Genomic DNA, 25968 nt, shown 5'->3' on the forward strand with positions numbered 1-25968 from the left:
ACGAGCCGTGACGATCCGCATGTCGCCGGCGGCGGAGAGTCACGGTCAGCGGCCCGCCCGGCGTTTGTTCCAGACGTCGAAGCCGACCGCCGCGAGCAGCACCAGACCCTTGATGACCTGCTGGTAGTCGGTGCCGATGCCGACGAGGGACATGCCGTTGTTCAGGACGCCGAGGACGAGGCCGCCGATCACGGCGCCCGTCACCCGGCCGATGCCGCCGCTCATCGACGCCCCGCCGATGAACGCGGCGGCGATGGCCTCCAGTTCGAAGTTCAGGCCGGCCTGCGGCGTGCCCGCGTTGAGCCGGGCCGCGTAGACGCAGCCCGCGAGCGCCGCCAGCACGCCCATGTTCACGAAGACCAGGAACGTGACCCGGCGGTCCTTCACCCCGGAGAGCGTGGCCGCGGCCTTGTTGCCGCCGAGCGCGTACACATGACGTCCGATCACCGTGTTGCGCATCACGTAGCCCAGGCCCACGAGCAGCGCGCACATGACGAGCATGACCACGGGCACGCCGTGGAAGCTGGCCAGGGTGAGCGTGAAGGCGACGACGGCCGCCGTGATCGCCGCGCACTTGAGCAGCCACAGGCCGGTGGGCAGCGGGTCGAGCTCGTACTCCGCCCGCCGCCGGCGGTCCCGCACCTCGCGCGCGAGCAGCGCGACGACGGCGACGAGGCCGAGCAGGAGCGTCGGGTTGTGGTACTGCGTGTAGGGGCCCGCCTCGGGGAGGAAGCCCTTGGCGATGTTCTGGAAGCCCTCGGGGAACGGGGCGAGCGAACGGCCCTCCAGGAAGATCTGGGTCAGCCCGCGGAACAGCAGCATCCCGGCGAGCGTCACGATGAACGACGGTATGCCGAGGTACGCGACGAACCAGCCCTGCCAGGCGCCCGCGACCGCCCCGACCAGCAGCGACAGCGCCAGGGCCAGGACCCACGGCACGTCGTGACGGACCATGAGGACCGCGGCCAGGGCGCCGACGAACGCGGCGAGCGAACCCACGGACAGGTCGATGTGACCGGCGACGATCACGATCATCATGCCCATGGCGAGGATGAGGATGTAGCTGTTCTGCTGGATCAGGTTGGACACGTTGTTCGGCAGGAGCAGCGTCCCGTCGGTCCAGATCTGGAACAGCACGACGATGCACGCGAGCGCGACGAGCATGCCGTACTGGCGCATGTTCGCCCGCACTCCCGCGAGCAGCACCGCGCCGGCGGACGGCCGGTCCGGACGCCCGGCGAGGGCCTCCGGTGCCGAAGGGGTCGTGGTGGTCATGTCGGTGCCTCAGCTTCCGCTCGGGGTCGGGCTCGGGGACGGGGGAGGAGTGGATGCCGCGCCGCTCGGCGTCATGTGCCGCATCAGCGTTTCCTGGGTCGCGTCGGCCCGGGCGACCTCCGCGGTGAGCCGGCCCTCGGCCATGGTGTAGATCCGGTCGCACATCCCGAGGAGCTCCGGCAGCTCCGAGGAGATGAGGAGCACGGCCCGGCCCTCGGCGGCGAGCCGGTCGATCACCGTGTAGATCTCGTACTTCGCGCCGACGTCGACGCCCCGGGTCGGCTCGTCGAGGATCAGCACCCGCGGGTCGGCGTGGATCCACCGGCCGAGGACGACCTTCTGCTGGTTGCCCCCGGACAGCCGCCCGACCTCCTCCAGGACGGAGGGCGTCCGGATGTTCAGGCTGCCGCGGAAACCCTCCGCGACCCGCCGCTCCTCGTGCTCGTCGACCGCCCCGCGCCGCGCCATCCGGTGCAGCGAGGCGAGCGAGATGTTGCGGTGGACGGTGTCGACGAGATTGAGCCCGTAGCGTTTGCGGTCCTCCGTGACGTACGCGAGCCCCGCCGCGATCGCCTCCGGGACGCTCGCCAGCCTCGCCTCCCGCCCGTCGACGGCGGCCGAGCCGGCCACGTACCGCCCGTAGGAGCGCCCGAACAGCGACATCGCGAGCTCGGTGCGGCCCGCCCCCATCAGCCCCGCGATCCCGACGATCTCGCCCCGACCGACGGTCAGCGACACGTCGTCGACGACCATGCGCCGCCGGTCGGCGGGGTGGCGGACCGTCCAGCCCCGCACGCGCAGCGCCTCCCGTCCGGCGTCCTCGCCGGCGTACGCGGTCCGCTCGGGGAAGCGCCGGTCGAGGGCCCGGCCGACCATGCCCCGGATGATCCGGTCCTCGGAGACCTCCGGTTCGGCGTCCGGCGCCGTCCGGACGGAGAGCGTCTCGACCGTGCGCCCGTCGCGGAGCACGGTCACGGTGTCGGCGACCCGCCGGATCTCCCCCAGCTTGTGGGAGATGAGGACGCAGGCGACGCCCTGGGCGCGCAGCTCCCGCACGAGTCCGAGGAGGGCCGCGCTGTCGGCGTCGTTGAGGGCGGCCGTCGGCTCGTCCAGGATCAGCAGCCTGACCTCCTTGGCGAGCGCCTTCGCGATCTCCACCAACTGCTGCCCGCCGACCCCCAGTTCGGAGACCGGGGTCCGGGGGTGCTCGCGGAGCCCGACGCGCCGCATCAGGGCCGCCGCCTCGCGCAGGGTGGCCCGCCAGTCGACGACGCCGTGCCGGGCGCGCTCGTTGCCGAGGAAGATGTTCTCCGCGATCGACAGGTGCGGGACGAGCGCCAGCTCCTGGTGGATGATCACGATGCCGTGCCGCTCGCCGTCCCGGATGTCCCGCAGCGTGAGCGGCTTCCCCTCGAAGAGGATCTCGCCCTCGTAGGTGCCGTGCGGGTGGACCCCGCTCAGCACCTTCATGAGCGTCGACTTGCCCGCCCCGTTCTCCCCGCACAGGGCGTGGACCTCCCCGGCCCGCACGGTCAGCCGCACGTCGCTGAGCGCGGTGACACCGGGGAAGGTCTTGGTGATGCCGCGCATCTCCAGCACGGGCGGCCGGCTCATGAGAGCTGTCCCGCGGTGAAGTACCCCTCGCGGACGAGGAGCTGGGTGTTGCCGCGGTCGATGCTCACCGGATCGAGCAGGAACGCGGGCACGGTCTTCTTCCCGTTGTCGTAGTCCTTGACGTTGTTGACCTCGGGCCTGCGGCCGTTGAGCACCGCGTCGCCCATCGCCACCGCCCGCGCGGCGAGCTTCCGGGTGTCCTTGAAGACGGTCTGGGTCTGCTCGCCCCGGATGATCGACTTCACCGAGGCCAGTTCGGCGTCCTGCCCCGTCACCACGGGCAGCGGATGCCCCGGTGTGCCGTAACCGGCGCTGCGCAGCGCGGAGATGATCCCGATGGAGATCCCGTCGTACGGGGAGAGGACCGCGTCGACGCTCTCCTCGCCGTAGTTCTTGCTGATGAGGTCGTCCATCCGCTTCTGCGCGGTGCCGCCGTCCCAGCGCAGCGTCGTCGCCTGGTTCAGCCGCGTCTGCCCGCTGCGGACGACGAGTTGCCCGCTGTCGAAGTACGGCTGGAGCACCTTCATGGCGCCGTTCCAGAAATAGCGGGTGTTGTTGTCGTCGGGGGAGCCCGCGAACAGCTCGATGTCGTACGGCTTGCCGCCGGACCTGCCCGGCGCGCCGAGCTTCAGCCGGTCGACGATGTAACGGGCCTGGAGCTCGCCGACCCGCTCGTTGTCGAACGAGGCGTAGTAGTCGACGTTCTCGGTGCCCATGATGAGCCGGTCGTACGAGATCACCGGGATGCCCGCGTCATGGGCGCGCCGGAGGACCTCGGTGAGCGCCGAGCCGTCGATCGCCGCGATCACCAGGAGCCGGCGACCCTTGGTGATCATGTTCTCGATCTGCGCGATCTGGTTCTCGACCTTGTCGTCGCCGTACTGCAGATCGGTCTCGTAGCCGGCCTTCCGGAACTGCTCGGCCATGTTCTCGCCGTCGGCGATCCAGCGCTCGGACGCCTTCGTCGGCATGGCGAGCCCGATCGTGCCGCCCTTGCCCTTGTCCGGCCGGTAGCGGCTGCCGCCCCGGGCCTCCTGGCCGCAGCCGGCGAGCAGCAGGCCGAGCAGCGCGGCCGCCGCGGCGGCGCGCAGAGTGCGGGTGCGCATGGTCAGTTCCCTTCGGTCGCGGGGAAACGCCGGAGCTCGCCGGGCAGCCGGGAGCCGAGCGGGGACATGCCGCCGTCGGCGCCGTGCCGCGCGAGCAGGTCGAGGACGAGCCGCCCGCGGCGGACCCGCTCCCGGGCGGTGGCGAGGGTGTGCTCGCGCAGGTGGGCGCCGTACGGGTAGATGCCGGCCGACCGGCTCAGCCCGAACTTCAGGTAGAGCGGGGCGCCCCGCCGGATCAGCTCGGCCGTCTCGTACATGCGGACATGGCCGCCGAGGTCGTCCGGCGCCTCCACGTACAGGTCCATCGGCGCCCGGCTGACCCGGCGGATCTCGGTGAGGTGCGCGAGGGTGAGGTCGGACGGCACGTTGAGCGAGTCGGCGCCGAGGCGTTCGTACACCGCGTAGGAGGCGGGGTTCGCCGGGCCGATCAGTGCCGACACCTTGAACGTCGTGTCGGCCGGCAGCCCGCCCGCCGCGCGCAGCCGGTGCAGGGTCCACAGCACGCCCTCGTCCGCCACGAGCAGACACCGCACGCCGAGCCCGGTGGCGCGCACGGCGTCCTCGACGCAGCCGGCCAGGGCGTCGTGGCCACGGGCGCGCGGGCCGGCCCCACCGGAGTCGGTACGGGTCGCGGCGCCGATGTCCCAGGAGCCGCGCGGCCCGGTGAACAGGCAGAGCTCGACGCCGCGTTCGGCACACGCGGCGACCATCTCGGAGATCTCGGCGTCGGTGAGCATCCACACGCCGCTGCCCTGGCTGATCCGGTGCACCGGCACGTCGAGCCGGCCGCTCTCCTTCAGGACCTCGGCCAGCGCCTCGGGACCCTCCACGGACGGGATCTCCGTCCGCCAGGTGCCGCCGTCGGGGAACGCGTGGGGAGAGGTGTCGGCGGCCTCGGCCGCCGGCACGGGATGGCCGATCCGGGCCAGCGCGGCGGCGCCCGGACGGCGGGGCGGTGCGGCGGGAGTGGGTGGTGCGGTCACAGAGGGTTCTCCGTCTCTCTTCGGCAGAGTGGAATGTTCGAGATATCGGACAGCGTTCGCGGACGAGCGCGTACGGCGGTACGGCACCGGGGCCGCGCCCGTCAGGGGCGCAGCAGCACCTTCCCGGTCCCCGGATCGCCGCCGCCCACCAGGGCCAGCGCCTCCGCGAACCGTTCCAGCGGGAACTCGTGGCTGATCAGCGGCCCGGGATCGATCAGACCGAGGCCGAAGGCCCGCACCGCCTCGGTCCAGTCGGCGGAGGACGCCCCGAACACGCTGCGCACCTCCAACTGGCTCAGCGAGAGGTGCACGGGGTCGATGCCGACCGCCCCGGGAGTGAACATCCCGGTGAGGACGACCCGGCCGCCCCGGCGGGCGAGCAGGCAGGAGGACGCGGCCGTCGTCGGCGCCCCGGCCGTCTCGACGACCAGGTCGAAGCGCCCCCGGGCGTCGGCCTCCGCCCGCTCCGGCGACAGCAGCTCGGTCGCGCCGTGCCGCAGCGCCCGCTGCCCGCGCGCGGTGCGGGGCTCGACCACGGCCAGGTCGGCGGGCGAGGACGCGGCGAGCAGCTGGACGGCGAGCATCCCGAGGGTGCCGGCGCCGACGACCGCGACGCGTTCACCCGGGCGCGGCCGGCCGGCCCGTACCGCGGCGGCGATCACGGCGGCCGGTTCGAGCAGTGCGGCGGCCCGCAGGTCGGCCCCGTCGGGCAACGGGTGCAACAGCCGGACCGGGACGAGGACGTGGTCGGCGAAGGCGCCGGGCTCGGTGAAGCCGGTCTCCGCGTATCCCTCCGCGCACAGGCTGGTCTCGCCGTGACGGCACCGCTCGCAGCGCCCGCAGCTGCGGAACCCCTCCGCGACGGCCTTGCGGCCGACCAGCGCCGGGTCGGCGCCGGGGCCCACGGCCTCGACGGTCCCCGACCACTCGTGGCCGGGGACCACGGGGTAGCGGACATAGCGCGGGTCGCGGTGACCGGCGTACAGCTCGCGGTCGCTCAGGCAGATCCCGGCGGCGGCGACCCGCAGCCTCGCCTCGCCGGGGCCGGGCTCGGGCATCTCCCGTTCCACGAGGCGGTGTCGCCCGGGAGCGAGGACCACGACCGCCCGGCTCACCGCCGCTCCCGGAGCACCCGGGCCGCTCGGCGCGCTCGCGGCGGCCGGCGTGCCCGGGGCGCTCGGCGTGCCCGGGGCGCTCGGTGCGCCCGGAGCGGTCGGCGTCTTCGCGGCGCTCGGCGTCTCCGTGGCGGTCGGCCTGCTCGCGGCGCTCGGCGTGCTCGCCGCGGTCACTTGGGGGCCCTCCGCTCCCAGCCCTCGGCCCACAGGTCGAACCGGGCGCGCTGCTGCGGGAATTCCGCGGCGGCGTCCACGTCCAGCTCGACGCCCAGACCGGGGGCGTGCGAGAGCGCGAAGCAGCCGGTCTCCGGGTCCACGCGGGGTGCCCCGCGCACGATCCCGGTGATCTCCGCGTCCGCGAAGTCGTTGAAGTGCTCCAGGATCTTGAAGTTCGGGGTGCAAGCAGCGAGTTGGAGGGAGGCGGCGGTGAGCACCGAGCCGCCCACGTTGTGCGGGGCGACCATCACGTAGTGGGTCTCGGCGGTGGCCGCGAGCTTGCGGGTCTCCAGGATGCCGCCGATGTGTCCGAGGTCCGGCTGGACGACATCCGCCGCCTGGGACTCGAAGAGCTCGCGGAACTCGATCCGGTCATGGATCCGCTCGCCGGTCGCGATCGGCAGGTCCACCTTGTCGGCGACCTTCTTCAGCGCCTTGAGGTTCTCCGGCGGGACCGGCTCCTCCAGCCAGGCCGGCCGGAAGGGGGCGAGCTCGCGCGCGAGCCGTACCGCCGTGGCGGGGGAGAAGCGCCCGTGCATCTCCACCATCAGCTCGGTGTCCGGGCCGATCGCGTCCCGGACCGCCTCGATCAGCGCGACCGCGTACCGCGACCGCTCGGCGTCCAGCTCGAAGTGCCCGTCGCCGAAGGGGTCGATCTTCAGGGCCCGGTAGCCTCGCGCGACCACCTCCTGCGCCGCCTTGTGGTAGGCCTCCGGCGTGCGTTCGGTGGTGTACCAGCCGTTCGCGTACGCCTTGACGCGATCGGTCACCTTTCCGCCGAGCAGCTGCCACACGGGCACGCCCAGGGCCTTGCCCTTGATGTCCCAGCAGGCCGTCTCGACGACCGCGATGCCCGACATCACGATCTCGCCGGCCCGCCCGTAGTCCCCGTACTTCATGCGCCGGACCAGGTCCTCGACCGCGAACGGGTCGGAGCCGGCGATGTGGTTGGCCTCCGCCTCGCGGAGATAGCCCAGCAGGGCGTCCGTGTGCCCGAGCATCCGGGTCTCGCCGACCCCGGTCAGGCCCTCGTCCGTATGGACCAGGACGTAGGTGAGGTTCCGCCAGGGCGTTCCGACGACGTGAGTGGTGATTCCCGTGATCCGCACGGCAGTTGCTCCCCTGTTGTTCGAGATTTCGTCACACGTTCGAAATGGTGGCGTGACCGTATGCAGCTCTCCCCGGGGTGTCAATGGTGTGCGCGCCCATTGCCCGGCCAACGCCTTCGTGACTACCCTGAGTTCGTCATACCGACCGATGGTCGGGATATCGAACGGACAGAGGGGCGGGGTGACGGCCATGGGGCGTCTCGTACCGGCGGTGACCAGGGCATTCGACATACTCGAGCTGTTCCTGCAGAGCGACGAGACGCTCTCCGCCCCCGAGATCACCCGAAGACTCGGGCTGCCGCGCACCACTACCCACGAACTGCTCACCACCCTCGCGGCCCGCCACTACCTCACCCCGGTCCCCGGGCAGCCGGGCCGCTACCGTCTCGGCGTCCGCACCCACCAGCTCGGCAGCCGCTACGCCGAACAGCTCGACCTCGCCGCCGAAGGCCGGCACGTCGCCCACGAGATCGCCCAGACCTGCGACGAGACCGTCCACGTCGCCGTGCTGGAGGATCTCGACGTCATCTACATCGCCAAGGTCGACTCCACCCACGCCGTCCGCATGGTCTCCGCCGCCGGCCGCCGCCTTCCGGCCCACTGCACCTCCGTCGGCAAGATGCTGCTCGCCTCGCTGCCCGAGGCCGAGCTCGAGGCGCGCGTCGCCGGACGCGCTCTCGCCCCCATGACCCCGCGCAGCATCACCGACCCCGCCGCCCTGCGCGCCGAACTCGCCGCGATCCGCGCCCGCGGCACCGCCACCGAGCACCGCGAGTCCAACCCCGACGTCTCCTGCGTGGCCGCTCCCGTGCGGGACGGGTCCGGGCAGGTCGTCGCGGCGCTCTCGATCTCCGTGCCCGTCATCCGCTGGAGCGAGGAGCGCGAGACCGAACTCGCCGCGCTCGCCGCCAAGGGCGCCGCCGACCTGTCGCTGCGGCTCGGCCACCGGCAGGGCCCGCGATGACCCCCGTCGAGGTCGCCGTCCGGGCGGACGACACGCTCGGCGAGGGCCCCACCTGGGACCCGGCCGGCGCCCGCCTCGTCTGGGTCGACATCCTCGGCTCCCGCGTCCACACCTACGACCCCGCCGACGACGCCCATCACGTCATGGACGTCGGCCGGCACGTCGGTGCCGCGAAACCCCGGGCCGGTGGCGGACTCGTGGTCAACCTCCGGGACGGCGTGGGCCGTTACGACCCTGACGGCACCTTCGACTGGTTGCACCACGACCCCGTGCCGGGGCGCCGGGGCAACGACGCCGCCGTCGCACCCGACGGCAGCCTGTGGGCCGGAACGATGCGCTACGACGAGCGCGAAGGCGGCGGCAACCTCGTCCGGATCGCCCCCGACGGGCACGTCACCCCGCTCCTCGACCGGGTGACCGTCAGCAACGGCATCGGCTGGAGCCCGGACGACCCGGGCCTGGCGTACTACGTCGACAGCCCGACCCGGCGGGTGGACACCCTCCGGGTCGCGGACGGCCGCGTCGTCGACCGGCGCCCCTTCGCGACCGTCGGCCCCGGCGCGGGCTTCCCCGACGGCCTCGCCGTCGACGCGGAAGGCTGTGTCTGGGTCGCCCTGTGGGACGGCGGCGTCCTCCACCGCTACACGCCGGCCGGCGCACTGGAGCGGACCGTCCCGCTGCCGGTGCGCCGGCCGACCGCCTGCGCCTTCGGCGGCCCCGGGCTGCGCGACCTGTACGTCACGACCGCCCGCACCGGGCTCGCGGACCCGGAGCCGCTCGCCGGTACCCTCCTCGTCCTGCCGGACATCGGGGAGGGGCTGCCGGCCACACCCTTCGCCGGCTGACCGACAGCCCCGACCCGGCCGGGCCGCCCTCGGTCCGTCGTCGAGCCGTCCGTCGTCGCGGGCCCGACCCGCCGACATGAGGGACCGTCAGGGCTTGATGCCGGGATTCGCCTTCCCGCTTGCCGCCCTGTGCCGCTTGGGCGTCCTCAGCAGGACGGGGCCGGCGACGCGGCGCGTGCCGCATCCGGCGGCGGGCCGAACTCGAGCCGCACCGAGTCGTTGCGGGGAAGGACCAGGGCGACCCCGTCGGCCGGCGTCCAGCGGTTGGGCACCAGGACGTACTGGTTCCCCGACTGGAGGATGAGGGTGAGACCGTCGTAGCGGTAGCCGTAGGCGGCTTCCTCGCCCTTCTCGTGTGCGCAGCGCGTCTCGGTCACTCCGGGACCGCTGAGGGCGAGACTGCGCTCGCTGTAGACCACGGTCGACGGGTAGTGGGACAGACCGGCCACGTACCGCTCGGCCCGGACGGTGCCGACGGAGGCGGCGTAGTCGTTGGCGGCCCAGACGATCCCCAGCATGACGAGGGTGAAGACCACGCCCCATTCGGCGAGCAGGGCCCACTCGGGCCGGGCGGAGGGAGGGGCCGGGGGTTGGGCCTCGGCGGCGGCAGCGGGCTGGGCGGCGGCCACGGGCGCGGGGGCGGCGGGTTCGGAGGCGGCGGGCTCGGGGGCGGACGGAGCCGGTGGCGAGGCGGCTCCGGGCGGGTCTTCCGCGGCGTCGCCCTCGGAAGGTGCCGAGGTGGGCTCCTCGGGCACGGGGGACGGGTCCGCCGGAGCGGGTCGCGGTGCGCACGCCGGTTCCGGTTCCGGTCCCTGCACGGGTGCGGGTGGTGGCGGCGAAGCCGACGCGTCGGTGGCGTTGCGGCGGGCGAGGTGCCGGGCGTACGCCAGCAGGCACACTCCGGCGGACAGACTCGACGGAGCCAGGGTGAGGACGTGGCTGAGGAAGGTCACCGTGAACGTCGACCAGAGGCCGCCGAGCGTGAGCAGGAACCCCACGCAGGCGACGGCGGCGGTCGTCCGGCGGCGGGCCGCCGGCCCCATGACCGCGGCGAGTCTGCGGCGCGCCAGGTCGTATCCCCAGAAGCCGATCACCGCGAGGGTCGCGATCACCGTGAGCGGCACCCACAGCACGTCCAGGCTGCGCATCAGATAGTCCGCGGTGCTGAATCCGAGGACGGTCGAGTTGACCCGGAAGTACGCGAAGAACCAGTACGCGTGGTAGTAGCCGAAGTAGTAGAGCAGCGCCGTGACCAGGCTCGTGGGCGCGGCGATCGCGCCCACGAACGTGGCGAGGCGGCCGGGGCCGCCGGCGCTCTCGTTCACGAGGCGGCGGAGGTCTCGGTGTCGGACGGGGTGCCGTCGGTCGGCCGGGTCTCGGGGCCGCCGGTCTCCTCCGGCCCGCCGGTCTGCTCGGGGTCGTCGGTCTGTTCCGGTTCCTCGGTGGGTTCCGGCCCTTCCGGGCCGCACACGCCCACCACGTACACGGTCCGGCCCCGCTTGATCCACGTCCCCGACCTGGGCTCCGTGTGGTCGTATCCGCAGGGCCCCTCGGACTCCTGTCCGTCCACCGTGCGGTAGACGCGCACGAGTCTCACGCAGAGGGTGCCGTCCCCGCACGCGTCGACGAAGTCCTTCTTGAGGGACTTCCAGTTGGCGAGGCCCGGCCCGCTCCGGTCGTCGAACAGGAAGCCGTTCCTGCCCCACTCCGGGATCTTCAGCGGCCCCGGCTTGCCTCCGCCGTCGTTGCCGCCGCTGCCCCCTCCGGAGCTGCCGCCCTTCCCGGGCCCCGGCACTCCGCCTCCCCGCGCGCCGCCGCTCGGCCCGGCGCCCTCGTCACCGCCCGGGTCGTCGCAGGCCACCAGGGCCGCAAGGCACAGGAGGAGAGCAACGCCCCGGCGGGCGGCGCGTGTTGGAAGCCACATGTCGCATCCCCGATCCCCCGAAGAAGGCGTGACCCTCGGAGGATGGCACAAGCGGCCACGCTGCGTAAGGGAGTTTCGTCAGCGCGTCAGCGCACCCCGAGCAGATGCTCCAGGGCGAGCTGGTCGAGCCGCTCGAAGGCCATCGAGCGCTCGGCCGCCGCGTCCGCGTCGAAGTCCTCGTACGCCGTGGGGTCGGCGAGCAGGCCCGTGAGGCCGTCGGCGGCCGTCGGGACGGCCAGCTCGTCGAGGCGGGAGGCGGTCAGGGCGGCGTCGACCTCGGGGTCGGCGCGGAACGCGGCGGCGCGCTCCTTGAGGATCAGGTAGTTGCGCATGCAGTTCTTCGCGGACTCCCACACCCCGTCGAAGCCGTCGGTGCGCACCGGCTTGAAGTCGAAGTGCCGCGGCCCCGCGTAACCGGCCGTCTCCAGGAGGTCGACCAGCCAGAAGGCCTGGCGCAGGTCGCCCGCGCCGAACCGGAAGTCCTGGTCGTACTTGATGCCGGACTGCCCGTTGAGGTCGATGTGGAAGAGCTTGCCCGCCCACAGCGCCTGGGCGATCCCGTGCGGGAAGTTGAGCCCGGCCATCTGCTCGTGCCCGGTCTCCGGGTTGACTCCCACGAGCTCGGGCCGCTCCAGGCGCTCGATGAACGCCAGGGCGTGCCCGATCGTCGGCAGCAGGATGTCGCCGCGGGGCTCGTTCGGCTTGGGCTCGATCGCGAAGCGCAGCGCGTAACCCTGCTCGGTCACGTACTCGCCGAGCAGGTCGAAGGCCTCCTTCATCCGGTCGAGCGCGAGCCGCACGTCCTTGGCGGCGCCCGACTCGGCGCCCTCGCGCCCGCCCCAGGCCACGTACACGGAGGCGCCGAGCTCGACGGCGAGGTCGATGTTGCGGAGCGTCTTGCGCAGCGCGAAGCGGCGCACGTCGCGGTCGTTGGCGGTGAACCCGCCGTCCTTGAAGACCGGGTGCGTGAAGAGGTTCGTCGTGGCCATCGGCACCTTCAGGCCCGTGCGGTCGAGGGCCGCGCGGAAGCGCTTGACCGCCTGCGCGCGCTCGGCCTCGTCCGCGCCGAACGGGACGAGGTCGTCGTCGTGGAAGGTGACGCCGTACGCGCCGAGGGCGGCGAGCCGCTCGACCGACTCGACCGGGTCCAGGGCCGGCCGGGTGGCGTCGCCGAACGGGTCACGGCCCTGCCAGCCGACCGTCCAGAGGCCGAAGGTGAAGCGGTCGTCGGGGGTGGGGAGGAGATGCTGCGGCATGTCCGGCTCCTTCGCGAGGCTGGCCACCAGATTTGTTTTCTGAGATAACTAATACCGTCAGGGAAGGCCGGGCGCCAGTGCCCGCACCCGGGAGAGGAGATCCGGCCCATGTCCACAGGCCCGGTGGTGATCGGCGTCGACAGCTCCACCCAGTCCACGAAGGCGGCCGTGGTCGATGCGGAGACCGGCGCGCTGCTGGCCCTCGGCCGCGCGCCGCACACGGTCACCGGCGCCGAGGGTGCCCGCGAGAGCGACCCCGAGGGGTGGTGGACCGCCCTGGGCCGGGCCGTCGCCGACGCCCTGCGACAGGCCGCCGTGCCGCCCGCCGCCGTCACCGGCATCGCGGTCGCCGGGCAGCAGCACGGCCTCGTCGTCCTCGACGCCGGCGGCCGCCCCCTGCGGCCCGCGCTCCTGTGGAACGACACCCGCTCGGCCCCGCAGGCCACCGCCCTGACCGAGGCCCTCGGCGGTCCGGACGCCTGGCTCGCCCGCACCGGCGCCGTGCCCGTCGCCTCGATGACCGCCGCGAAGTGGCAGTGGCTGCGCGCGAGCGAACCGGCCGTCGCCGCCCGCGCGGCCGCCGTCCGGCTCCCGCACGACTTCCTCACCGAACGGCTCTGCGGAACCGCCGTCACCGACCCCGGCGACGCCTCCGGCACCTGCTGGTACGACACCGGGCGCGCCGCCTACGACCCCGAGCTGCTCGCCCTCCTGGGCCTCGACGCCGCCCTGCTCCCGGCCGTCGCCCCCACCGCCGGCACCCGGGTCGGCACCCTCACCCGCCCCGCCGCCGACGCGCTCGGCCTCCCGGCCGGCGTCGCCGTCGCCGCCGGCACCGGCGACAACATGGCCGCGGCCGTCGGCCTCGGCCTCGGCGGCGCCGGACTCCTCGACCGGCCGGTCGTCAGCCTCGGCACCTCGGGCACCGTCTTCGCCGCCACCCGGACCCGCCCGGTGAGCCCCGGGATCGCCGGCTTCGCCGCCGCCGACGGCGCCTTCCTGCCCCTCGGCTGCACCTTGAACTGCACCCTCGCCGTCGACCGGATCGCCGCGCTCCTCGGCCTCGACCGCGAGGACGCCGCGCCCGGCGACGGCCTCGTCCTCCTGCCGTACCTCGACGGCGAACGCACCCCCGACCTGCCCCACGCCACCGGACTGCTCACCGGCCTGCGGCACGGCAGCACCCCCGGCGCGTTGCTCGGCGCCGCCTACGAGGGCGCCGTCTTCACCGTGCTGCGGGCTCTCGACGAGCTCCTCGCCGCCTGCGGGCTCGACCCCGCCGCACCGGCCGTACGCGACCTCCCGCTCCGGCTGATCGGCGGCGGCGCCCGCGGCCGGGCCTGGACCGAGACCGTCCGCCGCCTCTCCGGCCGCCCCCTCGTGGTGCCCAGCGCCACCGAGCTCGTCGCCCTCGGGGCCGCCGCGCTCGCCGGGGCCGCGGTGAGCGGCGCCGAGCCGGTCGCCCTCGCGAGCGCCTGGGGCACGGGTGAGGGCCGCGAGCTCGCACCCGTCGAACGGGACGAGGAGACCTGGCGGCGCATCGCCGACGTGCTCGACCGGGCGGCCCCCACCCTGCTCGCCTGACCGCGGGCCCGACATCACCCGACGGCCCGTCCGGCCGCCGCCTGCCTCGGCCGCGTGACCCGCCCACCTCGGCCGCGTGAGCCCGCCCGCCTCGGCCGCGTGTGCCCGCCTGCCTCGGCCGCGTGTGCCCGCCTGCCTCGGCCGCGTACCCCGCTCGCCTCGGCCGCGCGCGCCCCGCCCGCCTCGTCAGCCTGACCCGCCCGCCTCGTCCCGGCGCCCGGGCGTGCTGCCCCGGCCCTCCCGTGCGCTGCCCCGGCCTTGCCCGCGCTGGCCCGGCCCTCGCGTGCGCTGCCCCGGCTTGCCTGCGCTGCCCCGGCCCGCCAGTCCTGCCCGCCGCCCTCGGGGCCGCGCCCCCCTCCCGCGCCCTCCATCACGCCGCCGAAGAATCATCAGTGCACCAACGGTTTTTCGCGCAGACCGTTGACACCCGATCGCTCCCTGCGGACACTCATGCCACCCAGCTAGTGAAGTGGATTTCACCAGGCGAACAATATGGGTGAGCAAGAGCCGACGAACGAGCCGCGTCCCCAGGGAACCCGATGACGAACTCCTCCGCTCCGCCCCGACCCCACACCCTCCGCTCCGTCCTGCCCGTCCTGGCCCTCTGCTGGGTCGCGGTCTTCTTCGACGGCATGGACGTCACCATCTACGGCGCCGTGATGCCGCACATGCTCGACGATCCCGGCCTCGGCCTCACGCCCGCGAGCGCCGGCACCATCGGCAGCTGGACGACCTTCGGCATGTTGATCGGTGCACTGACGGCCGGGACCGTCACCGACTGGCTCGGCCGGCGGCCGATGCTGGTCGCCAGCATCGTCCTCTTCTCCGCGGGCTCGGCGGTCTGTGCCCTCGCCGGGGACCTCGTCCTCTTCGGCGCCGGGCGTTTCGTCTCGGGCCTCGGCCTCGGCGGGCTCATGCCGCTCTGCCTCGCCATGGTCCTGGAGTTCGCCCCGCCCCGGCGGGCCGCCCTGATGACCGGTCTGCTCATGACCTCGTACCACGTGGGCGGAATGACGGCCACCGGCCTCGGGCTCGGCCTCGCGCCCGCCGCGGGCTGGCGCTGGGTGTTCTGGGCGGGCGTGCTGCCCGCCGTCGTCGCCGTGCCGCTGCTGCTCGCGCTGCTCCCCGAATCGCCCGGCGTGCTGCTGGCCCGCGGCAACGGCGAGCGGGCCGACGCCGTCGCCGACCGCTACGGCCTTCCCCGGCCCGCTCCCGTCGCCGCGCCGACCGCCGGCGCACAGGGGCGCGTCGCCGCCGTCCGGGCCCTCTTCCGCCCCGAGTCCCGCTGGGTGACGCCGCTCCTGTGGGCGGCCTCGTTCTGCGGGCTCCTCCTCGTCTACGGTGTCGCCACCTGGCTGCCGACGATGATGCGCGCCTCCGGCTACGGCTTGGACTCCTCCGTCGCCTTCCTCATGGTCGTCAACGCGGGCGGCATCGTCGGCCTGCTCGTCTCCGGACGGCTCGCGGACCGCTTCGGCCCACTGCGGATCGCCGCGATCTGGTTCGTCCTCACCGCCGTGGGCGCGCTCCTGCTCAAGCTGCACCTGCCCCTCGGTGTCACCTACGTCGTCGTCGCGGTCACCGGCGTGTGGCTCTTCAGTGCCCAGGTGATGGTCTACGCGGCGACCGGCGGCGTCTATCCGAGTGCCGAGCGGGCCGCGGGACTCGGCCTCGTCACCGGTGTCGGCCGGATCGGAGCCGTGGTGGGCCCCTGGCTGGTCGGCGCGCTCGCCTCGGCCGGCAACCAGAGCTGGGGCTTCACCACCTTCGCCGTCGCCGGGGTCGTCGGCTCCGTAGCCGTGGCTCTGGTCCCGCTCGCCGCACGCGTCGGGCGCCCGGCCGCGCCCGCCGGCGCGCCCGTGGCGGCCGCGAAGCCGGCGGCCGCGGGGGAGTGACCGCCCGGGTTCCGGGCTCTCGGTCGCGGGCTCAGGGCGTGGTGAGGGGCTCCGTGGGATTGCGGAGCTCCTCCGCGGCGTCCGACACCCGCCGGATCAGGGTCAGGAAGAGGGTCTGCTCCTCGGCGGAGAGCGGGGCCAGGAAGATCTGGTTCATGCGTGCCGTACGCACCGTCAGTTTCCGGTGCACACGCACCCCTTCGGGGGTGAGGCGCAGCAGGAAGCGGCGTCCGTCCGCGGGGTCGCGCACCTTGTCGAGCAGCCCTCGGCGGATCAGCCGGCTGACGACCTCGGCGATCGTCGAGCGGTCGAGCGCCACCCGCTCGCCCACCGTCCGCTGGTCGAGGCCGGGTTCGGCCGTCAGCGCGTTCAGGACGCCGAACTGGGGGGAGGTGATCTCCTCCGAGACCATCGTCGTCCACAGCAGGTGGTGCGCCTGCTGCAGCCGCCGGGCCAGATGCCCGGGATGCGTGGCCAGATCCACCGCGGCCATGAGCGCCTCCTCCTGCGGTTTCGTCGGTGCACGAACGATACCCGCATTTCACTTGGGCCGATCAGGACCCGTTGACGCCGAGGCGACTGCCTGTCAGCATGGCCCGGTCGGTGAAGATAGTCAGTGCACTGACTAATGCAGTGGCCACTCTCTCTTCCCCCCCCGCTCGCCGGTCCGGTGCTTCCCGGATCCTTCTCGCTCGCACGGAAACGAAGGGCTATCCCATGGACAAGGTGGTCGCCACCGCCGCGGAGGCGGTGGCGGACGTCCCGGACGGAGCGTCGCTCGCGGTGGGCGGCTTCGGCCTCAGCGGCGTACCCAACGCCCTCATCCGGGCGGTGCACGAGCGCGGCGTCGGCGGCCTGGAGATCGTCTCCAACAACTGCGGCGCCATGGACTCCGGCCTCGCCGTGCTCCTCGCCGCCGGCCGCATCGCCCGCGTCACCGGCTCGTACATCGGCGCGAACAAGGAGTTCGCCCGCCAGTACCTCGCCGGAGAACTGGAGGTCGAGCTGATCCCGCAAGGCACCCTCGCCGAACGCCTGCGCGCGGGCGGCTGCGGCATCCCCGCGTTCTACACCCCGGCCGGCGTCGGCACCCTCGTCGCCGACGGCGGACTGCCCTGGCGCTACGACGGCGAAGGCGGTGTGGCCCTCGCGTCCCCGCCCAAGGAGGTACGCGACTTCGACGGCGTCCCGCACGTCCTGGAACACGCCATCCGTACCGACTACGCGCTCGTCCGCGCCGCCAAGGGCGACCGTCACGGCAACCTCGTCTTCCACGCCTCCGCCCGCAACTTCAACCCGCTGGCCGCCATGGCCGGGCGGATCACCGTCGCCGAGGTCGAGGAACTCGTCGAGCCCGGCGCCATCGACCCCGACCACGTCCACCTGCCCGGCATCTTCGTCCGGCGCGTCCTCGCCCTCACGCCCGAGCAGGCCGCGGCGAAGGGCATCGAGAAGAGGACCACGCGATGAGCTGGACCCGTGAACAGATGGCCGCCCGCGCCGCCCTGGAACTCCGCGACGGCCAGTACGTCAACCTCGGCATCGGCCTGCCCACGCTCATCCCCAACCACCTCCCCGACGGCGTCGAGGTCGTCCTCGAATCCGAGAACGGGATCCTGGGGACCGGCCCCTACCCGACCGAGGACGAGGTCGACCCCGACCTCATCAACGCCGGCAAGGAGACCGTCACCGTCCTGCCCGGCGCCTCCTACTTCGACTCCGCCCTCTCCTTCGGCATGATCCGCGGCGGCCACATCGACGTCGCCGTCCTCGGCGCCATGCAGGTCTCCGCACGCGGCGACCTCGCCAACTGGGCCGTCCCCGGGCGCCTGGTCACCGGCATCGGCGGCGCCATGGACCTCGTCCACGGCGCCCGCACGGTCATCGTCGTCATGACCCACACCGCGAAGGACGGCACCCCGAAGATCGTCGAGGAGTGCGACCTGCCGCTCACCGGACGGGCCTGCGTCGACCGCGTCATCACCGACCTCGCCGTCCTCGACGTCACGCAGGACGGACTCGTCCTCGTGGAGACGGCGCCGGGCGTGACGGCCGAGGAGGTCGTCGCACGCACGGCGGCGCCCGTGCTCGGACCGGAGCTGCGCGCGGTCCCGGTGCCGGACCCAGGCGCGGCCCGCCACGGCCTCCGCCCCTCCCTTCCCGACCCGCTGGAGCTTTCGTGAACGACCTCACGCAGGACCGCATCGACGCCGAGATAGGCGCCCTCCAGTCGGCCTACGACAGCGCCCTCGCCGCCGGCGCACCGCGCCGGCACCACCCGGCGCGCGACTACGCCCCGTACCGCAGCTCCCTGCTCCGGCACCCGCGCCGGCCGCTGGTCGCCGTCGGCGGCGACCCCGAGGCCGTCGAGCTCGCCGGGCCCGTCTTCGGGATCACCGACGTCACCGAGCACGACAACGACCTCACCCGGATGCACACCGGCGAGCCCCTCGGCGAGCGGATCACCGTGTCCGGGCGGCTTCTGGACCGTGCGGGCCGGCCCGTACGAGGGCAGCTGATCGAGATCTGGCAGGCCAACGCCTCCGGGCGGTACGCCCACCTGCGGGACCGGCACCCGGCCCCGATCGACCCGCACTTCTCCGGTGTCGGACGCACCCTGACGGACGACCGGGGACGGTACTCCTTCACCACGATCAAGCCCGGCGCCTACCCCTGGCGCAATCACACCAACGCCTGGCGCCCGGCCCACATCCACTTCTCCGTCTTCGGCACGGCGTTCACGCAGCGGCTCGTCACCCAGATGTACTTCCCGGGCGACCCGCTCGTCGCCCACGACCCCATCATCCGCTCGGTCACCGACCCGGCCGCCCGCGACCGGCTCGTCGCCCGCTACGAACACGGCCTCTCCGAGCCGGAGTTCTCCCTCGGCTACGCCTGGGACATCGTCCTCGACGGGCCGGCCGCCACCTGGATCGAGGAAGGACGCTGACCGCCGTGGAGCCCACCCTCCTGCCGCCCACACCGTCCCACACCGTCGGACCGTTCTACGGCTACGCGCTGCCGTTCCCCGGCGGCGAGCGCATCGCGCCCGACGGGCACCCCGAGCGCGTCACCGTCCACGGACACGTGCTCGACGGCGCCGGCGAGCCCGTACCCGACGCGCTGCTCGAGTTCTGGCAGGCCGCCCCGGACGGCTCCCGCGCCGGTGCGCCGGGTTCGATGCGCCGGGACCCCGTCACCGGCGGACACCTCGGCCGGGACGGCACCGGATTCACCGGCTTCGGCCGCGTGGCCACCGACGCCGACGGGCACTACGCACTGCACACCCTGCCGCCCGGCAACCCCGGCCTTCCGTACATCAGCGTCTGCGTGTTCGCCCGCGGGCTGCTCCACCACCTCTTCACCCGCGCCTACCTCGCCGACGGGCCCGACCCCCTGCTCGACGGGCTCCCGGTCGACCGGCGCGCCACCCTGGTCGCCGCCGAGGAGCCGTACCGCACCTACCGCTTCGACATCCGGCTCCAGGGCGATGGCGAGACGGTGTTCCTGGAGTTCCCGTGACCGACCCCGCTGCCTCTCCGACCGACCCCACGCCGCGGGGCTCTGCCCCTACCGACCCCGCGCCGCCGAGCTCTGCCCCTACCGATCCCGCGCCGGCCGGCGGCGGCCTGCCGGATCACGACGCCGGGCTCCTCGATCCCGTACGGGCGGGCTCGCCCGCCGAGGCCGCCACCGGCGACACGGCCTTCCTCCAGGCCCTCCTGGACGCGGAGGCCGGGCTCACCCGTGCCCAGGCCGCCACCGCGGCGGTTCCCCCGGAGGCGGCCCGAGCCGTCACGGAGGCGGCCGAGGCGGTCCGCTTCGACCTCCGGTCGATCGCGCTGCGGGCGCGCGCCGGCGGCAACCCGGTCATTCCGCTGGTCGCGGACCTGACCGAGGCCGCGGGGGAGTGGGGGCCGTACGTGCACCGGGGTGCCACCAGCCAGGACGTCCTGGACACCGCCGCCATGCTGGTGGCCGCCCGCACTTTGGGTCTCGTCCTCGACGACCTCGCCCGCACGGAGCGGGCGCTCGCCGCCCTCGCCGCCGCCCACCGCGACACGGCCATGCCCGGCCGCACCCTCACCCAGCACGCCGTGCCCACCACCTTCGGACTGAAGGCGGCCGGCTGGCGCTCGCTCGTGCTCGACGCACGGGACCGGATCGGGACGGTGCGGGACGGTCTGCCGGCCCAACTCGGCGGCGCGGCGGGGACCCTGGCCGCCTTCGAGGACTACGGCCCCGGCCCCGGCACCGGAGCCCGCGTCGGCTCCGGCGCGGCGGACGTGACCGCCCTGCCCGCCGCGTACGCGCGTGAACTCGGGCTCGCCGCGCCGCTCTTGCCCTGGCACGTCCTGCGGACCCCCGTGGCCGACCTCGCGGGTGTCCTCGCCCTCACGGCCGGGGCGCTCGGCAAGATGGCCGTCGACGTGCTCGTCCTGTCCCGTACCGAGATCGCGGAGGTCGCCGAGGGCACGGGCGGCGGATCCTCCGCCATGCCCCACAAGGCGAACCCGGTACGCGCCACGCTCGTCGCCTCCGCCGCGCGCCGGGCCCCCCACCTCGCCGCGAGCCTGTACGGCTGCCTGGCCGCCGAGGACGAACGGCCCGCGGGTGCCTGGCACGCCGAATGGGAGCCGCTGCGCGAACTGCTGCGCCTGGTCGGCGGGGCCGCCCACCACGCCGCGGCCCTCGCCGAAGGGCTCCGCGTCGACCCGGAGGCCATGCGGGCCCACCTGGACACCACGGGCGGACTGCTCGTCGCCGAACGGCTCTCCGCGGCGCTCGCCCCCCGGCTCGGCCGGGCCCGCGCGCGGGCGCTGCTGGCCGAACTCGCCGCGCGCAGCAGGACCGAGGGCCGGCCGCTCGCCGAACTCCTCGCCGACCGGCCCGAAGCGGCCGGGACGGACGTCGCCGCCCTGGCCGACCCCGCCCGTGCCACCGGCTGCGCCGGAACCCTCACCGACCGAGCCCTGGAGCGAGATTGAGCCCGCGCACCCCGCACCACCGTGTCGAAGGGCCCGCCACCGCGCCGGTCCTCGTCCTCGGACCCTCGCTCGGCACGTCCACGGCCCTGTGGGACGCCGTCGCTCCCGAACTGGCGGTCACCCACCGCGTCGTGCGGTGGGACCTGCCCGGGCACGGCGGTTCGCCCGCCGATCTGATCGGCCCGGGCGCGACGGTGGCCGACCTGGCCCGGCTGGTCCTCGACCTCGCCGACGCCCTGGGCGCCGACCGCTTCTCGTACGCCGGGGTCTCGCTCGGCGGCGCCGTCGGGCTCCATCTCGCCGTGCACCACCCGGAGCGGGTCGACCGTCTCGCCGTCCTCTGCTCCTCCGCCCACTTCGGCGGCTCCGCGGCCTGGGAGGAGCGGGCCGCCACCGTCCGGCGCGAAGGACTGGCGAAGCTCGCCGACACGGCCGACGCCCGCTGGTTCACCCCCGGGTTCACCGTGCCGCGGCTGCTGGCGGACCACCGGGCCGCCGACCCCGAGGCATACGCGGCCTGCTGCGACGCGCTCGCCGCCTTCGACCTGCGCGACCGGCTCGCCGACATCACCGCGCCCACGCTGCTCGTCGCCGGCCGCGAGGACCCGGCGACGCCGCCCGCCCACCTCAGGGAGATCGCCGACGCCGTGCCCGGCGCGGCCCTCACCGAACTCCCCGGGGCCTCCCATCTCGCCCCCGCCGAACAGCCGGAGGCGGTGCTCGCCGCCCTGCGCGCGCATCTCACGGGCACGGCCGCGCGGAGCGGGACGCGCGTGCGCCGTCAGGTCCTCGGCGACGCCCACGTCGACCGGGCGCAGGCCCGGCAGACCCCGCTCACCGCCCGCTTCCAGGACTTCATCTCCCGCTACGCGTGGGGCGAGATCTGGACGGACCCCACCCTGTCCCGGCGCGAACGCAGCCTGATCACCCTCACCGCCCTCGTCGCCCACGGCCATCACGACGAGCTGGCGATGCACCTGCGGGCCGCCCGCCGCAACGGCCTGTCGGACGACGAGATCGGCGCGGCCCTGCTCCAGACGGCGGTCTACTGCGGGGTCCCGGCGGCCAACACGGCCTTCGCCGTGGCCCAGCGCGTCCTGGGGGAGGAGGAGCCGGGCCCTTCGAACGCCTGAGGTGGGCGTGAGGCGTCGACCGTGAGGCGCTGACCGTGAGGCGTCGGGCGGCGGACGTCAGGACAGTCGTGCCGGCCGGACGTCAGGACAGGGGTGCCGGCCGCTCCGGTGCCAGCGAGTTGCCCGCGGGGATGCGTCCGCAGTCCGACGGGGCCGTGCGGCCGGCGAACCGGCCGTCGAGCCAGTCGAGGGCGGTGGGCGCCCAGACCACGGGGGCGCCGACATGGCTGAGCAGGTCGTACTGGTCGTACGCGATGGCGGAGTTGCCGGTCGCGCAGTACTGCCGGGCGAGCGCCCGCACGTCCCCGGCGACCATGACGCCGTCGCCCGTACCGATGCCCGGAGGGTTGGCGAAGGTTCCCTCCAGGACGCCGGCGTTGCCCTGGGCGATGAGACCCGGGACGGTCGGGGTGGCGGCCGAGCCGAGGTTCACCCGGTTCACCGCCTCGACGAACTCGGGCACGGAGTTGGGGTCGGCGTACTCCGGCTTCGCCATCTTCTTCCAGGTCAGCCCGGGGTAGCGGCCGAGGGCGTCGGTGATGGAGCCGTGCTCCAGCTTCTCGTAGACCTCCAGGCCGTAGCCGCTCATGTACTGCTTGAGGTCGATGTCGTAGGAGCGCGCGACACCGATGATCGCCATGGGGATGACGCCGGACCAGGTGAGGGAGCCGTCCACGTACTTCAGGTTGTGGGCCGGGGCCACGAGCAGGCCTCCCTCGGCGAAGCCGACCAGCCTGCTGTTGACGTCGGGGGCGTAGCGCGGCGCGAGCGCGGCGGCCCAGCCGGTCGCGATCGCGCCGCCGGAGTAGCCCATGAGGCCGAAGCGCGTGTCGGAGTCGAGTCCCGTCTGCGGGGAACGGGTGGCGGCGCGTATGGAGTCCAGGGTGTTCGTTCCGTACTCGGGTCCCGCGGCGAAGTCGGCCCGCTGTCCCTCGGTGTCCGGGATGACCACGTCGTAGCCCTTCGCCAGCAGAGGGGCGATGAAGAGGGCCTCGGCGTTCGGGATGAGGCCGCCCAGGGTCACGTTCCCGGCGATCGCCCTGGAGGGGCCGTCCTCGGGGCTGAGGGAGTCGTAGAACGACTGGTACGACACCGCCTTCGACCCGTCGCCGGTGAGGCTGCGCACGACGGTGGTCACGTTGGCGGCGGGGCGGCCCTGGGCGTCGGTCGTGCGGTAGAGCAGCTGGATCGCCTGCACCGGCGTGGAGATGCCGACGAGGTGGTACTGCAGCGTCCTCGTCTTCAGCACGCTGCCCGGCGCGTAGGCGGACAGGGGCGTGCCGCCGTCGTACGCGTAGAACGGGTCGGCGGCCGACGCCGTCGCCGTGGGGGTCTCGGCCTCCGCGGCGACGGCCGCGGGAGCGGCGGTGAGGGACGCGGCGGCGGCGACGGCCACGGCGATCGATCGAACGGGCTTGGACATGGCTCACTCGATTCCTGTGGGGATGGAGGCGCGCGCGAGGCCCGTGCGTCGGTCGGGCCCCGTTCGGCCGTGACGGTCCTTCGGCGGCACGGAGGTGCGTGGGGGTGCGGGGGATGACGCGGCCGCGGTCCGCCCGGGGCTGGTGATGTACCGGCCGGTCGTGTTACCAACCAGTAGCGCTTGCCCGCAGACCATGATGGACGGCCTGCGGGACCGCGTCTCCGGTGTGTACGACAGAGATTCGCGAGGTGGATTGTGACCGCGTCCAACGGGGGGAACGGCGGCTCGGTGCCGCAGATCGGGGGCATGCCCGTCCACAGCCGGCTGCTGGTCGCCGCGGCGGACCTGGAGCCCGTGGTGCTGGCCCGGCTGGTCGAGCAGGTGCCGGCCTACGGGACGCTGCCCTCCGAGCAGTTGCGCGGCGAGATCGTCAAACAGGTGGCGCGTGGCATCGTGGCCTGCGCCGAAGTGCTGCGCACCGGCGCCCCGTTGGGTGAGGACGAGCAGGCCGCGATCCGCGAGTCGGCGGCACGGCGCGCCGACGAGGGCGTGCCGCTCGAGTCCGTCGTCGGCGCCTACCACGTCGGCGCCGAGGAGTGCGCCCTCCAGGTCCTCTCGACCGTCGAGCCGGCGGACTACGCCGACGTGCTGGTCGTCCAGCGGCGGCTGCTCGGCTTTCTGCGCCAGGTGAGCTGCGCCGTCGCCGCCGGGTACGTGCAGGAGCGGCAGTCCGCCCTCGGCGACGAGCAGGTCGCCCTGCAGTCGCTGCTGTCCCGGCTGCTGGAAGGCGGCAGCCCGCAGGCCGCGGCCGATCGTGCCGGCGTCCAACTGCCGCCGTGCTACCTCGTGCTGAGCATCGCCATGGGACCCCACCCGGACGAGCTGCTGCCCGGGGTGAACCGCCCGGTCGTGGTGCGCCGCAAGCTCCGGCGGCTGCGCAACGAGCTGCAACGCCACACCACCGGCGTGCCCTTGTCCGTGCTCTCCGGCGACGGCGGGCTGGTGCTGTTCCCGTACGGGACGCCGGCCGCCGACTTCGGCGCGGCGGACCGCGACCGGCTCTCATGGCTGGTCACGCAGTTCGGCCGGATGTGCGGCGCCGACCTGCTCGTGGCGGCCGCGGCCGCCACGCCGGAGGGGGTCGCGGAGGCGGCCCGGCTGGCCGGTGAGGTACGCGAGGTCGCCGAGGCGTCGGGCCGCCCGCCCGGCCTCTACCTGCTCGACGACGTGCTGCTGGAGTACCAGCTGAGCCGTCCGAGCCCGGCCAGGGACGGGCTCGCCGCCCTGCTCGGCCCGCTCGGCGACCGCCCGGAACTGCTCGACACCCTGCGCACGTTCCTCGCCTGCGGCCTCGACCGGCGGCAGGCGGCGGCCCGGCTCCAGGTCCATCCGAACACGGTGGACTACCGCCTGCGCAGGGCGGCGGACCTCACCGGAGTGGACGCGGCCCGGGGCACGGATCTGCTCACGCTGCACGCCGCGCTCGCCGCCCATGACGCCTTGCGGCGGAGCGGGTCCGTCCCGCGGAGCCGGACCGGACGGACCGATCACGACCGATCCCACTCCTGAGCCGGAATCAGCCGACGGCTGTCCGGCTCCCGTCGCGGGACTCGCCGTGGACGTCGGCGAGGAGCCAGCGGAACATCGCGGGGGTGGCGTCGAAATGGCCGCCGTGCCCGGCGCCTTCCCCCCGGACCAGGGTCGCGCCCGGGATGCGTGCGGCGAGCCACTCGCCGTGCCCGGGTGGAACCAGGCTGTCGAGCTCACCGTGCCAGATCCGCACCGGGGCCGTGACGTCCGCCGGGTCGAAGCCCCACGGCGTACCGAAGAGCGCGGTCACGTCGTCCACCCAGCCGTCGAGCCCCGGCCGGAGCGCTTCGGCGAAGGCCGGGCCGATCATCGCGCTGATCTCCGGGCGGCCCAGGACCGCCCGCTCGACCGCCGGCAGCGGTGGCAGGCCGGCCGATCCGACCTGCGCCAGATGGTCCATGACGGCCTGTCGTCCGATCGCGGCCGCCGTGGCGCTGCGCCGGTTTCCCTCGTTCATGCCGGCGGTCCAGTCCAGGCCCGCCGCGTCCCGCGGGGCCAGGCCGGCCATCACACCCAGGCGCGTCACCCGCTTCGGGCACCGGGCGGCGAAGGCCAGGGCGTGCGGGCCGCCGCCGGAGACGCCGAACACCGCGAAGCGGCCCAGCCCCAGGGCGTCGGCGATCGTCGCCACGTCGGCGGCGGCGTCGACGACCCGGCGCCCCGGTCTGGGGGTGGAGCACCCGAACCCGGGCCGGTCGTAGGTGATCAGCCGGACACCGAGCCGACGGAACAGGGACTCGTCCGGGTAGCGGGCCAGCCGGCTCATGGGGCTGCCGTGGAGGTAGACGACTGGGACGCCGGCCGGCTCGCCCCACTCCTCGACGGCGAGCGTACGACGGTCCTCGGTGATCACCTCGCGCATGGTGGTCAACCTAGCCCTGTGCGGCGAGCCCGGGCCAAGGCATTTTCCGTCAGGTACCTGTACCTGTACCTGTACCTGTGCCTGTG

23 protein-coding genes are annotated in these 25968 nt (G+C 74.1%); 11 read left to right on the plus strand and 12 right to left on the minus strand.

What is annotated here, in order from left to right:
- Positions 1 to 45: 45 nt before the first annotated feature.
- The 6 genes from mmsB to ACIGXE_RS17420 all read right to left on the minus strand — a co-directional run bounded on the left by mmsB (position 46) and on the right by ACIGXE_RS17420 (position 7418).
- Positions 46 to 1275 (minus strand): multiple monosaccharide ABC transporter permease, encoded by a 1230-nt coding sequence (gene mmsB / locus ACIGXE_RS17395; protein ID WP_399748149.1) that lies wholly within the window; start codon positions 1273 to 1275, stop codon positions 46 to 48.
- Positions 1276 to 1284: 9 nt separating this feature from the next.
- Positions 1285 to 2889 (minus strand): multiple monosaccharide ABC transporter ATP-binding protein, encoded by a 1605-nt coding sequence (gene mmsA, locus ACIGXE_RS17400; RefSeq protein WP_399748151.1) that lies wholly within the window; start codon positions 2887 to 2889, stop codon positions 1285 to 1287.
- The gene (chvE, locus tag ACIGXE_RS17405; protein WP_399748153.1) at positions 2886 to 3995 is read right to left on the minus strand and encodes a multiple monosaccharide ABC transporter substrate-binding protein; all 1110 of its coding nucleotides are present in this window, start codon (positions 3993 to 3995) and stop codon (positions 2886 to 2888) included. Before chvE ends, mmsA begins: the two co-directional genes overlap by 4 nt.
- 2 nt (positions 3996 to 3997) lie before the next feature.
- Positions 3998 to 4978 (minus strand): hypothetical protein, encoded by a 981-nt coding sequence (locus ACIGXE_RS17410; RefSeq protein WP_399748155.1) that lies wholly within the window; start codon positions 4976 to 4978, stop codon positions 3998 to 4000.
- Between the two features lie 101 nt (positions 4979 to 5079).
- On the minus strand, positions 5080 to 6036 hold the full coding sequence (locus ACIGXE_RS17415; RefSeq protein ID WP_399748494.1) for a zinc-binding dehydrogenase: 957 nt from the start codon (positions 6034 to 6036) through the stop codon (positions 5080 to 5082).
- A 227-nt stretch (positions 6037 to 6263) separates the two neighbouring features.
- Positions 6264 to 7418 (minus strand): mandelate racemase/muconate lactonizing enzyme family protein, encoded by a 1155-nt coding sequence (locus ACIGXE_RS17420; RefSeq protein ID WP_399748157.1) that lies wholly within the window; start codon positions 7416 to 7418, stop codon positions 6264 to 6266.
- A 190-nt stretch (positions 7419 to 7608) separates the two neighbouring features.
- Here ACIGXE_RS17420 and ACIGXE_RS17425 point away from each other — a divergent pair, with 190 nt between their 5' ends.
- Complete coding sequence (locus ACIGXE_RS17425; RefSeq protein WP_399748159.1) at positions 7609 to 8382, plus strand: IclR family transcriptional regulator; 774 nt, start codon at positions 7609 to 7611, stop codon at positions 8380 to 8382.
- Complete coding sequence (locus tag ACIGXE_RS17430) at positions 8379 to 9227, plus strand: SMP-30/gluconolactonase/LRE family protein (protein WP_399748161.1); 849 nt, start codon at positions 8379 to 8381, stop codon at positions 9225 to 9227. The genes ACIGXE_RS17425 and ACIGXE_RS17430 overlap by 4 nt, the downstream gene beginning before the upstream one ends.
- A gap of 146 nt (positions 9228 to 9373) precedes the next feature.
- Here the strand turns inward: ACIGXE_RS17430 and ACIGXE_RS17435 are convergent, their stop codons facing one another.
- From ACIGXE_RS17435 to xylA, 3 genes are all read right to left on the minus strand, one after another.
- Positions 9374 to 10552, minus strand: coding sequence for a hypothetical protein (locus ACIGXE_RS17435; RefSeq protein ID WP_399748163.1), 1179 nt, complete (start codon positions 10550 to 10552; stop codon positions 9374 to 9376).
- Complete coding sequence (locus tag ACIGXE_RS17440; protein WP_399748165.1) at positions 10549 to 11151, minus strand: hypothetical protein; 603 nt, start codon at positions 11149 to 11151, stop codon at positions 10549 to 10551. The genes ACIGXE_RS17435 and ACIGXE_RS17440 overlap by 4 nt, the downstream gene beginning before the upstream one ends.
- Positions 11152 to 11237: 86 nt before the next feature.
- Complete coding sequence (gene xylA, locus ACIGXE_RS17445; protein WP_399748167.1) at positions 11238 to 12407, minus strand: xylose isomerase; 1170 nt, start codon at positions 12405 to 12407, stop codon at positions 11238 to 11240.
- A gap of 108 nt (positions 12408 to 12515) precedes the next feature.
- Here xylA and xylB point away from each other — a divergent pair, with 108 nt between their 5' ends.
- Both xylB and ACIGXE_RS17455 read left to right on the plus strand, forming a co-directional pair.
- Positions 12516 to 13991, plus strand: coding sequence for a xylulokinase (xylB, locus tag ACIGXE_RS17450; RefSeq protein WP_399748169.1), 1476 nt, complete (start codon positions 12516 to 12518; stop codon positions 13989 to 13991).
- A gap of 539 nt (positions 13992 to 14530) precedes the next feature.
- On the plus strand, positions 14531 to 15886 hold the full coding sequence (locus ACIGXE_RS17455) for an MFS transporter (RefSeq protein ID WP_399748170.1): 1356 nt from the start codon (positions 14531 to 14533) through the stop codon (positions 15884 to 15886).
- 31 nt (positions 15887 to 15917) lie between these two features.
- Here ACIGXE_RS17455 and ACIGXE_RS17460 read toward each other — a convergent pair whose 3' ends face one another.
- A complete protein-coding gene (locus ACIGXE_RS17460) occupies positions 15918 to 16379 on the minus strand; it encodes a MarR family winged helix-turn-helix transcriptional regulator (protein ID WP_399748172.1) in 462 nt (153 codons plus the stop codon).
- A 224-nt stretch (positions 16380 to 16603) separates the two neighbouring features.
- On the opposite strand from ACIGXE_RS17460, the gene ACIGXE_RS17465 reads away from it, so the two are divergent.
- The 6 genes from ACIGXE_RS17465 to pcaD all read left to right on the plus strand — a co-directional run bounded on the left by ACIGXE_RS17465 (position 16604) and on the right by pcaD (position 22007).
- On the plus strand, positions 16604 to 17356 hold the full coding sequence (locus ACIGXE_RS17465) for a CoA transferase subunit A (RefSeq protein WP_399748174.1): 753 nt from the start codon (positions 16604 to 16606) through the stop codon (positions 17354 to 17356).
- The gene (locus tag ACIGXE_RS17470; RefSeq protein WP_399748176.1) at positions 17353 to 18069 is read left to right on the plus strand and encodes a CoA transferase subunit B; all 717 of its coding nucleotides are present in this window, start codon (positions 17353 to 17355) and stop codon (positions 18067 to 18069) included. Before ACIGXE_RS17465 ends, ACIGXE_RS17470 begins: the two co-directional genes overlap by 4 nt.
- On the plus strand, positions 18066 to 18836 hold the full coding sequence (gene pcaH, locus ACIGXE_RS17475) for a protocatechuate 3,4-dioxygenase subunit beta (RefSeq protein ID WP_399748178.1): 771 nt from the start codon (positions 18066 to 18068) through the stop codon (positions 18834 to 18836). The genes ACIGXE_RS17470 and pcaH overlap by 4 nt, the downstream gene beginning before the upstream one ends.
- Positions 18837 to 18841: 5 nt before the next feature.
- Positions 18842 to 19408 (plus strand): protocatechuate 3,4-dioxygenase subunit alpha, encoded by a 567-nt coding sequence (gene pcaG, locus ACIGXE_RS17480; protein ID WP_399748180.1) that lies wholly within the window; start codon positions 18842 to 18844, stop codon positions 19406 to 19408.
- 107 nt (positions 19409 to 19515) lie between these two features.
- Positions 19516 to 20874 carry a 3-carboxy-cis,cis-muconate cycloisomerase gene (gene pcaB, locus ACIGXE_RS17485; RefSeq protein WP_399748496.1) on the plus strand — a complete coding sequence of 453 codons (1359 nt, stop codon included), beginning with the start codon at positions 19516 to 19518 and terminating at the stop codon, positions 20872 to 20874.
- The gene (pcaD, locus tag ACIGXE_RS17490) at positions 20871 to 22007 is read left to right on the plus strand and encodes a 3-oxoadipate enol-lactonase (protein ID WP_399748182.1); all 1137 of its coding nucleotides are present in this window, start codon (positions 20871 to 20873) and stop codon (positions 22005 to 22007) included. The genes pcaB and pcaD overlap by 4 nt, the downstream gene beginning before the upstream one ends.
- A gap of 82 nt (positions 22008 to 22089) precedes the next feature.
- Here pcaD and ACIGXE_RS17495 read toward each other — a convergent pair whose 3' ends face one another.
- Complete coding sequence (locus ACIGXE_RS17495) at positions 22090 to 23430, minus strand: lipase family protein (protein ID WP_399748185.1); 1341 nt, start codon at positions 23428 to 23430, stop codon at positions 22090 to 22092.
- A gap of 306 nt (positions 23431 to 23736) precedes the next feature.
- Here ACIGXE_RS17495 and ACIGXE_RS17500 point away from each other — a divergent pair, with 306 nt between their 5' ends.
- Positions 23737 to 24999 carry a PucR family transcriptional regulator gene (locus ACIGXE_RS17500; protein WP_399748186.1) on the plus strand — a complete coding sequence of 421 codons (1263 nt, stop codon included), beginning with the start codon at positions 23737 to 23739 and terminating at the stop codon, positions 24997 to 24999.
- 7 nt (positions 25000 to 25006) lie between these two features.
- On the opposite strand, the gene ACIGXE_RS17505 is transcribed toward ACIGXE_RS17500, so the two are convergent.
- On the minus strand, positions 25007 to 25882 hold the full coding sequence (locus ACIGXE_RS17505; protein WP_399748188.1) for an alpha/beta fold hydrolase: 876 nt from the start codon (positions 25880 to 25882) through the stop codon (positions 25007 to 25009).
- Positions 25883 to 25968: the final 86 nt, after the last annotated feature.

The sequence above is a fragment of the Streptomyces sp. NPDC053431 genome (assembly GCF_044544925.1).
GTDB lineage: Bacteria > Actinomycetota > Actinomycetes > Streptomycetales > Streptomycetaceae > Streptomyces.

Coding starts and splice junctions, on each gene's coding strand:
- ACIGXE_RS17505 (WP_399748188.1), bottom strand. CDS start 25,882: ATGCGCGAGGTGATCACCGAGGACCGTCGTACGCTCGCCGTCGAGGAG.
- mmsB (WP_399748149.1), bottom strand. CDS start 1,275: ATGACCACCACGACCCCTTCGGCACCGGAGGCCCTCGCCGGGCGTCCG.
- xylA (WP_399748167.1), bottom strand. CDS start 12,407: ATGCCGCAGCATCTCCTCCCCACCCCCGACGACCGCTTCACCTTCGGC.
- ACIGXE_RS17465 (WP_399748174.1), top strand. CDS start 16,604: ATGGACAAGGTGGTCGCCACCGCCGCGGAGGCGGTGGCGGACGTCCCG.
- ACIGXE_RS17440 (WP_399748165.1), bottom strand. CDS start 11,151: ATGTGGCTTCCAACACGCGCCGCCCGCCGGGGCGTTGCTCTCCTCCTG.
- ACIGXE_RS17430 (WP_399748161.1), top strand. CDS start 8,379: ATGACCCCCGTCGAGGTCGCCGTCCGGGCGGACGACACGCTCGGCGAG.
- ACIGXE_RS17495 (WP_399748185.1), bottom strand. CDS start 23,430: ATGTCCAAGCCCGTTCGATCGATCGCCGTGGCCGTCGCCGCCGCCGCG.
- ACIGXE_RS17500 (WP_399748186.1), top strand. CDS start 23,737: ATGCCCGTCCACAGCCGGCTGCTGGTCGCCGCGGCGGACCTGGAGCCC.
- ACIGXE_RS17425 (WP_399748159.1), top strand. CDS start 7,609: ATGGGGCGTCTCGTACCGGCGGTGACCAGGGCATTCGACATACTCGAG.
- mmsA (WP_399748151.1), bottom strand. CDS start 2,889: ATGAGCCGGCCGCCCGTGCTGGAGATGCGCGGCATCACCAAGACCTTC.
- ACIGXE_RS17415 (WP_399748494.1), bottom strand. CDS start 6,036: ATGCCCGAGCCCGGCCCCGGCGAGGCGAGGCTGCGGGTCGCCGCCGCC.
- ACIGXE_RS17455 (WP_399748170.1), top strand. CDS start 14,531: ATGACGAACTCCTCCGCTCCGCCCCGACCCCACACCCTCCGCTCCGTC.
- ACIGXE_RS17460 (WP_399748172.1), bottom strand. CDS start 16,379: ATGGCCGCGGTGGATCTGGCCACGCATCCCGGGCATCTGGCCCGGCGG.
- chvE (WP_399748153.1), bottom strand. CDS start 3,995: ATGCGCACCCGCACTCTGCGCGCCGCCGCGGCGGCCGCGCTGCTCGGC.
- ACIGXE_RS17470 (WP_399748176.1), top strand. CDS start 17,353: ATGAGCTGGACCCGTGAACAGATGGCCGCCCGCGCCGCCCTGGAACTC.
- xylB (WP_399748169.1), top strand. CDS start 12,516: ATGTCCACAGGCCCGGTGGTGATCGGCGTCGACAGCTCCACCCAGTCC.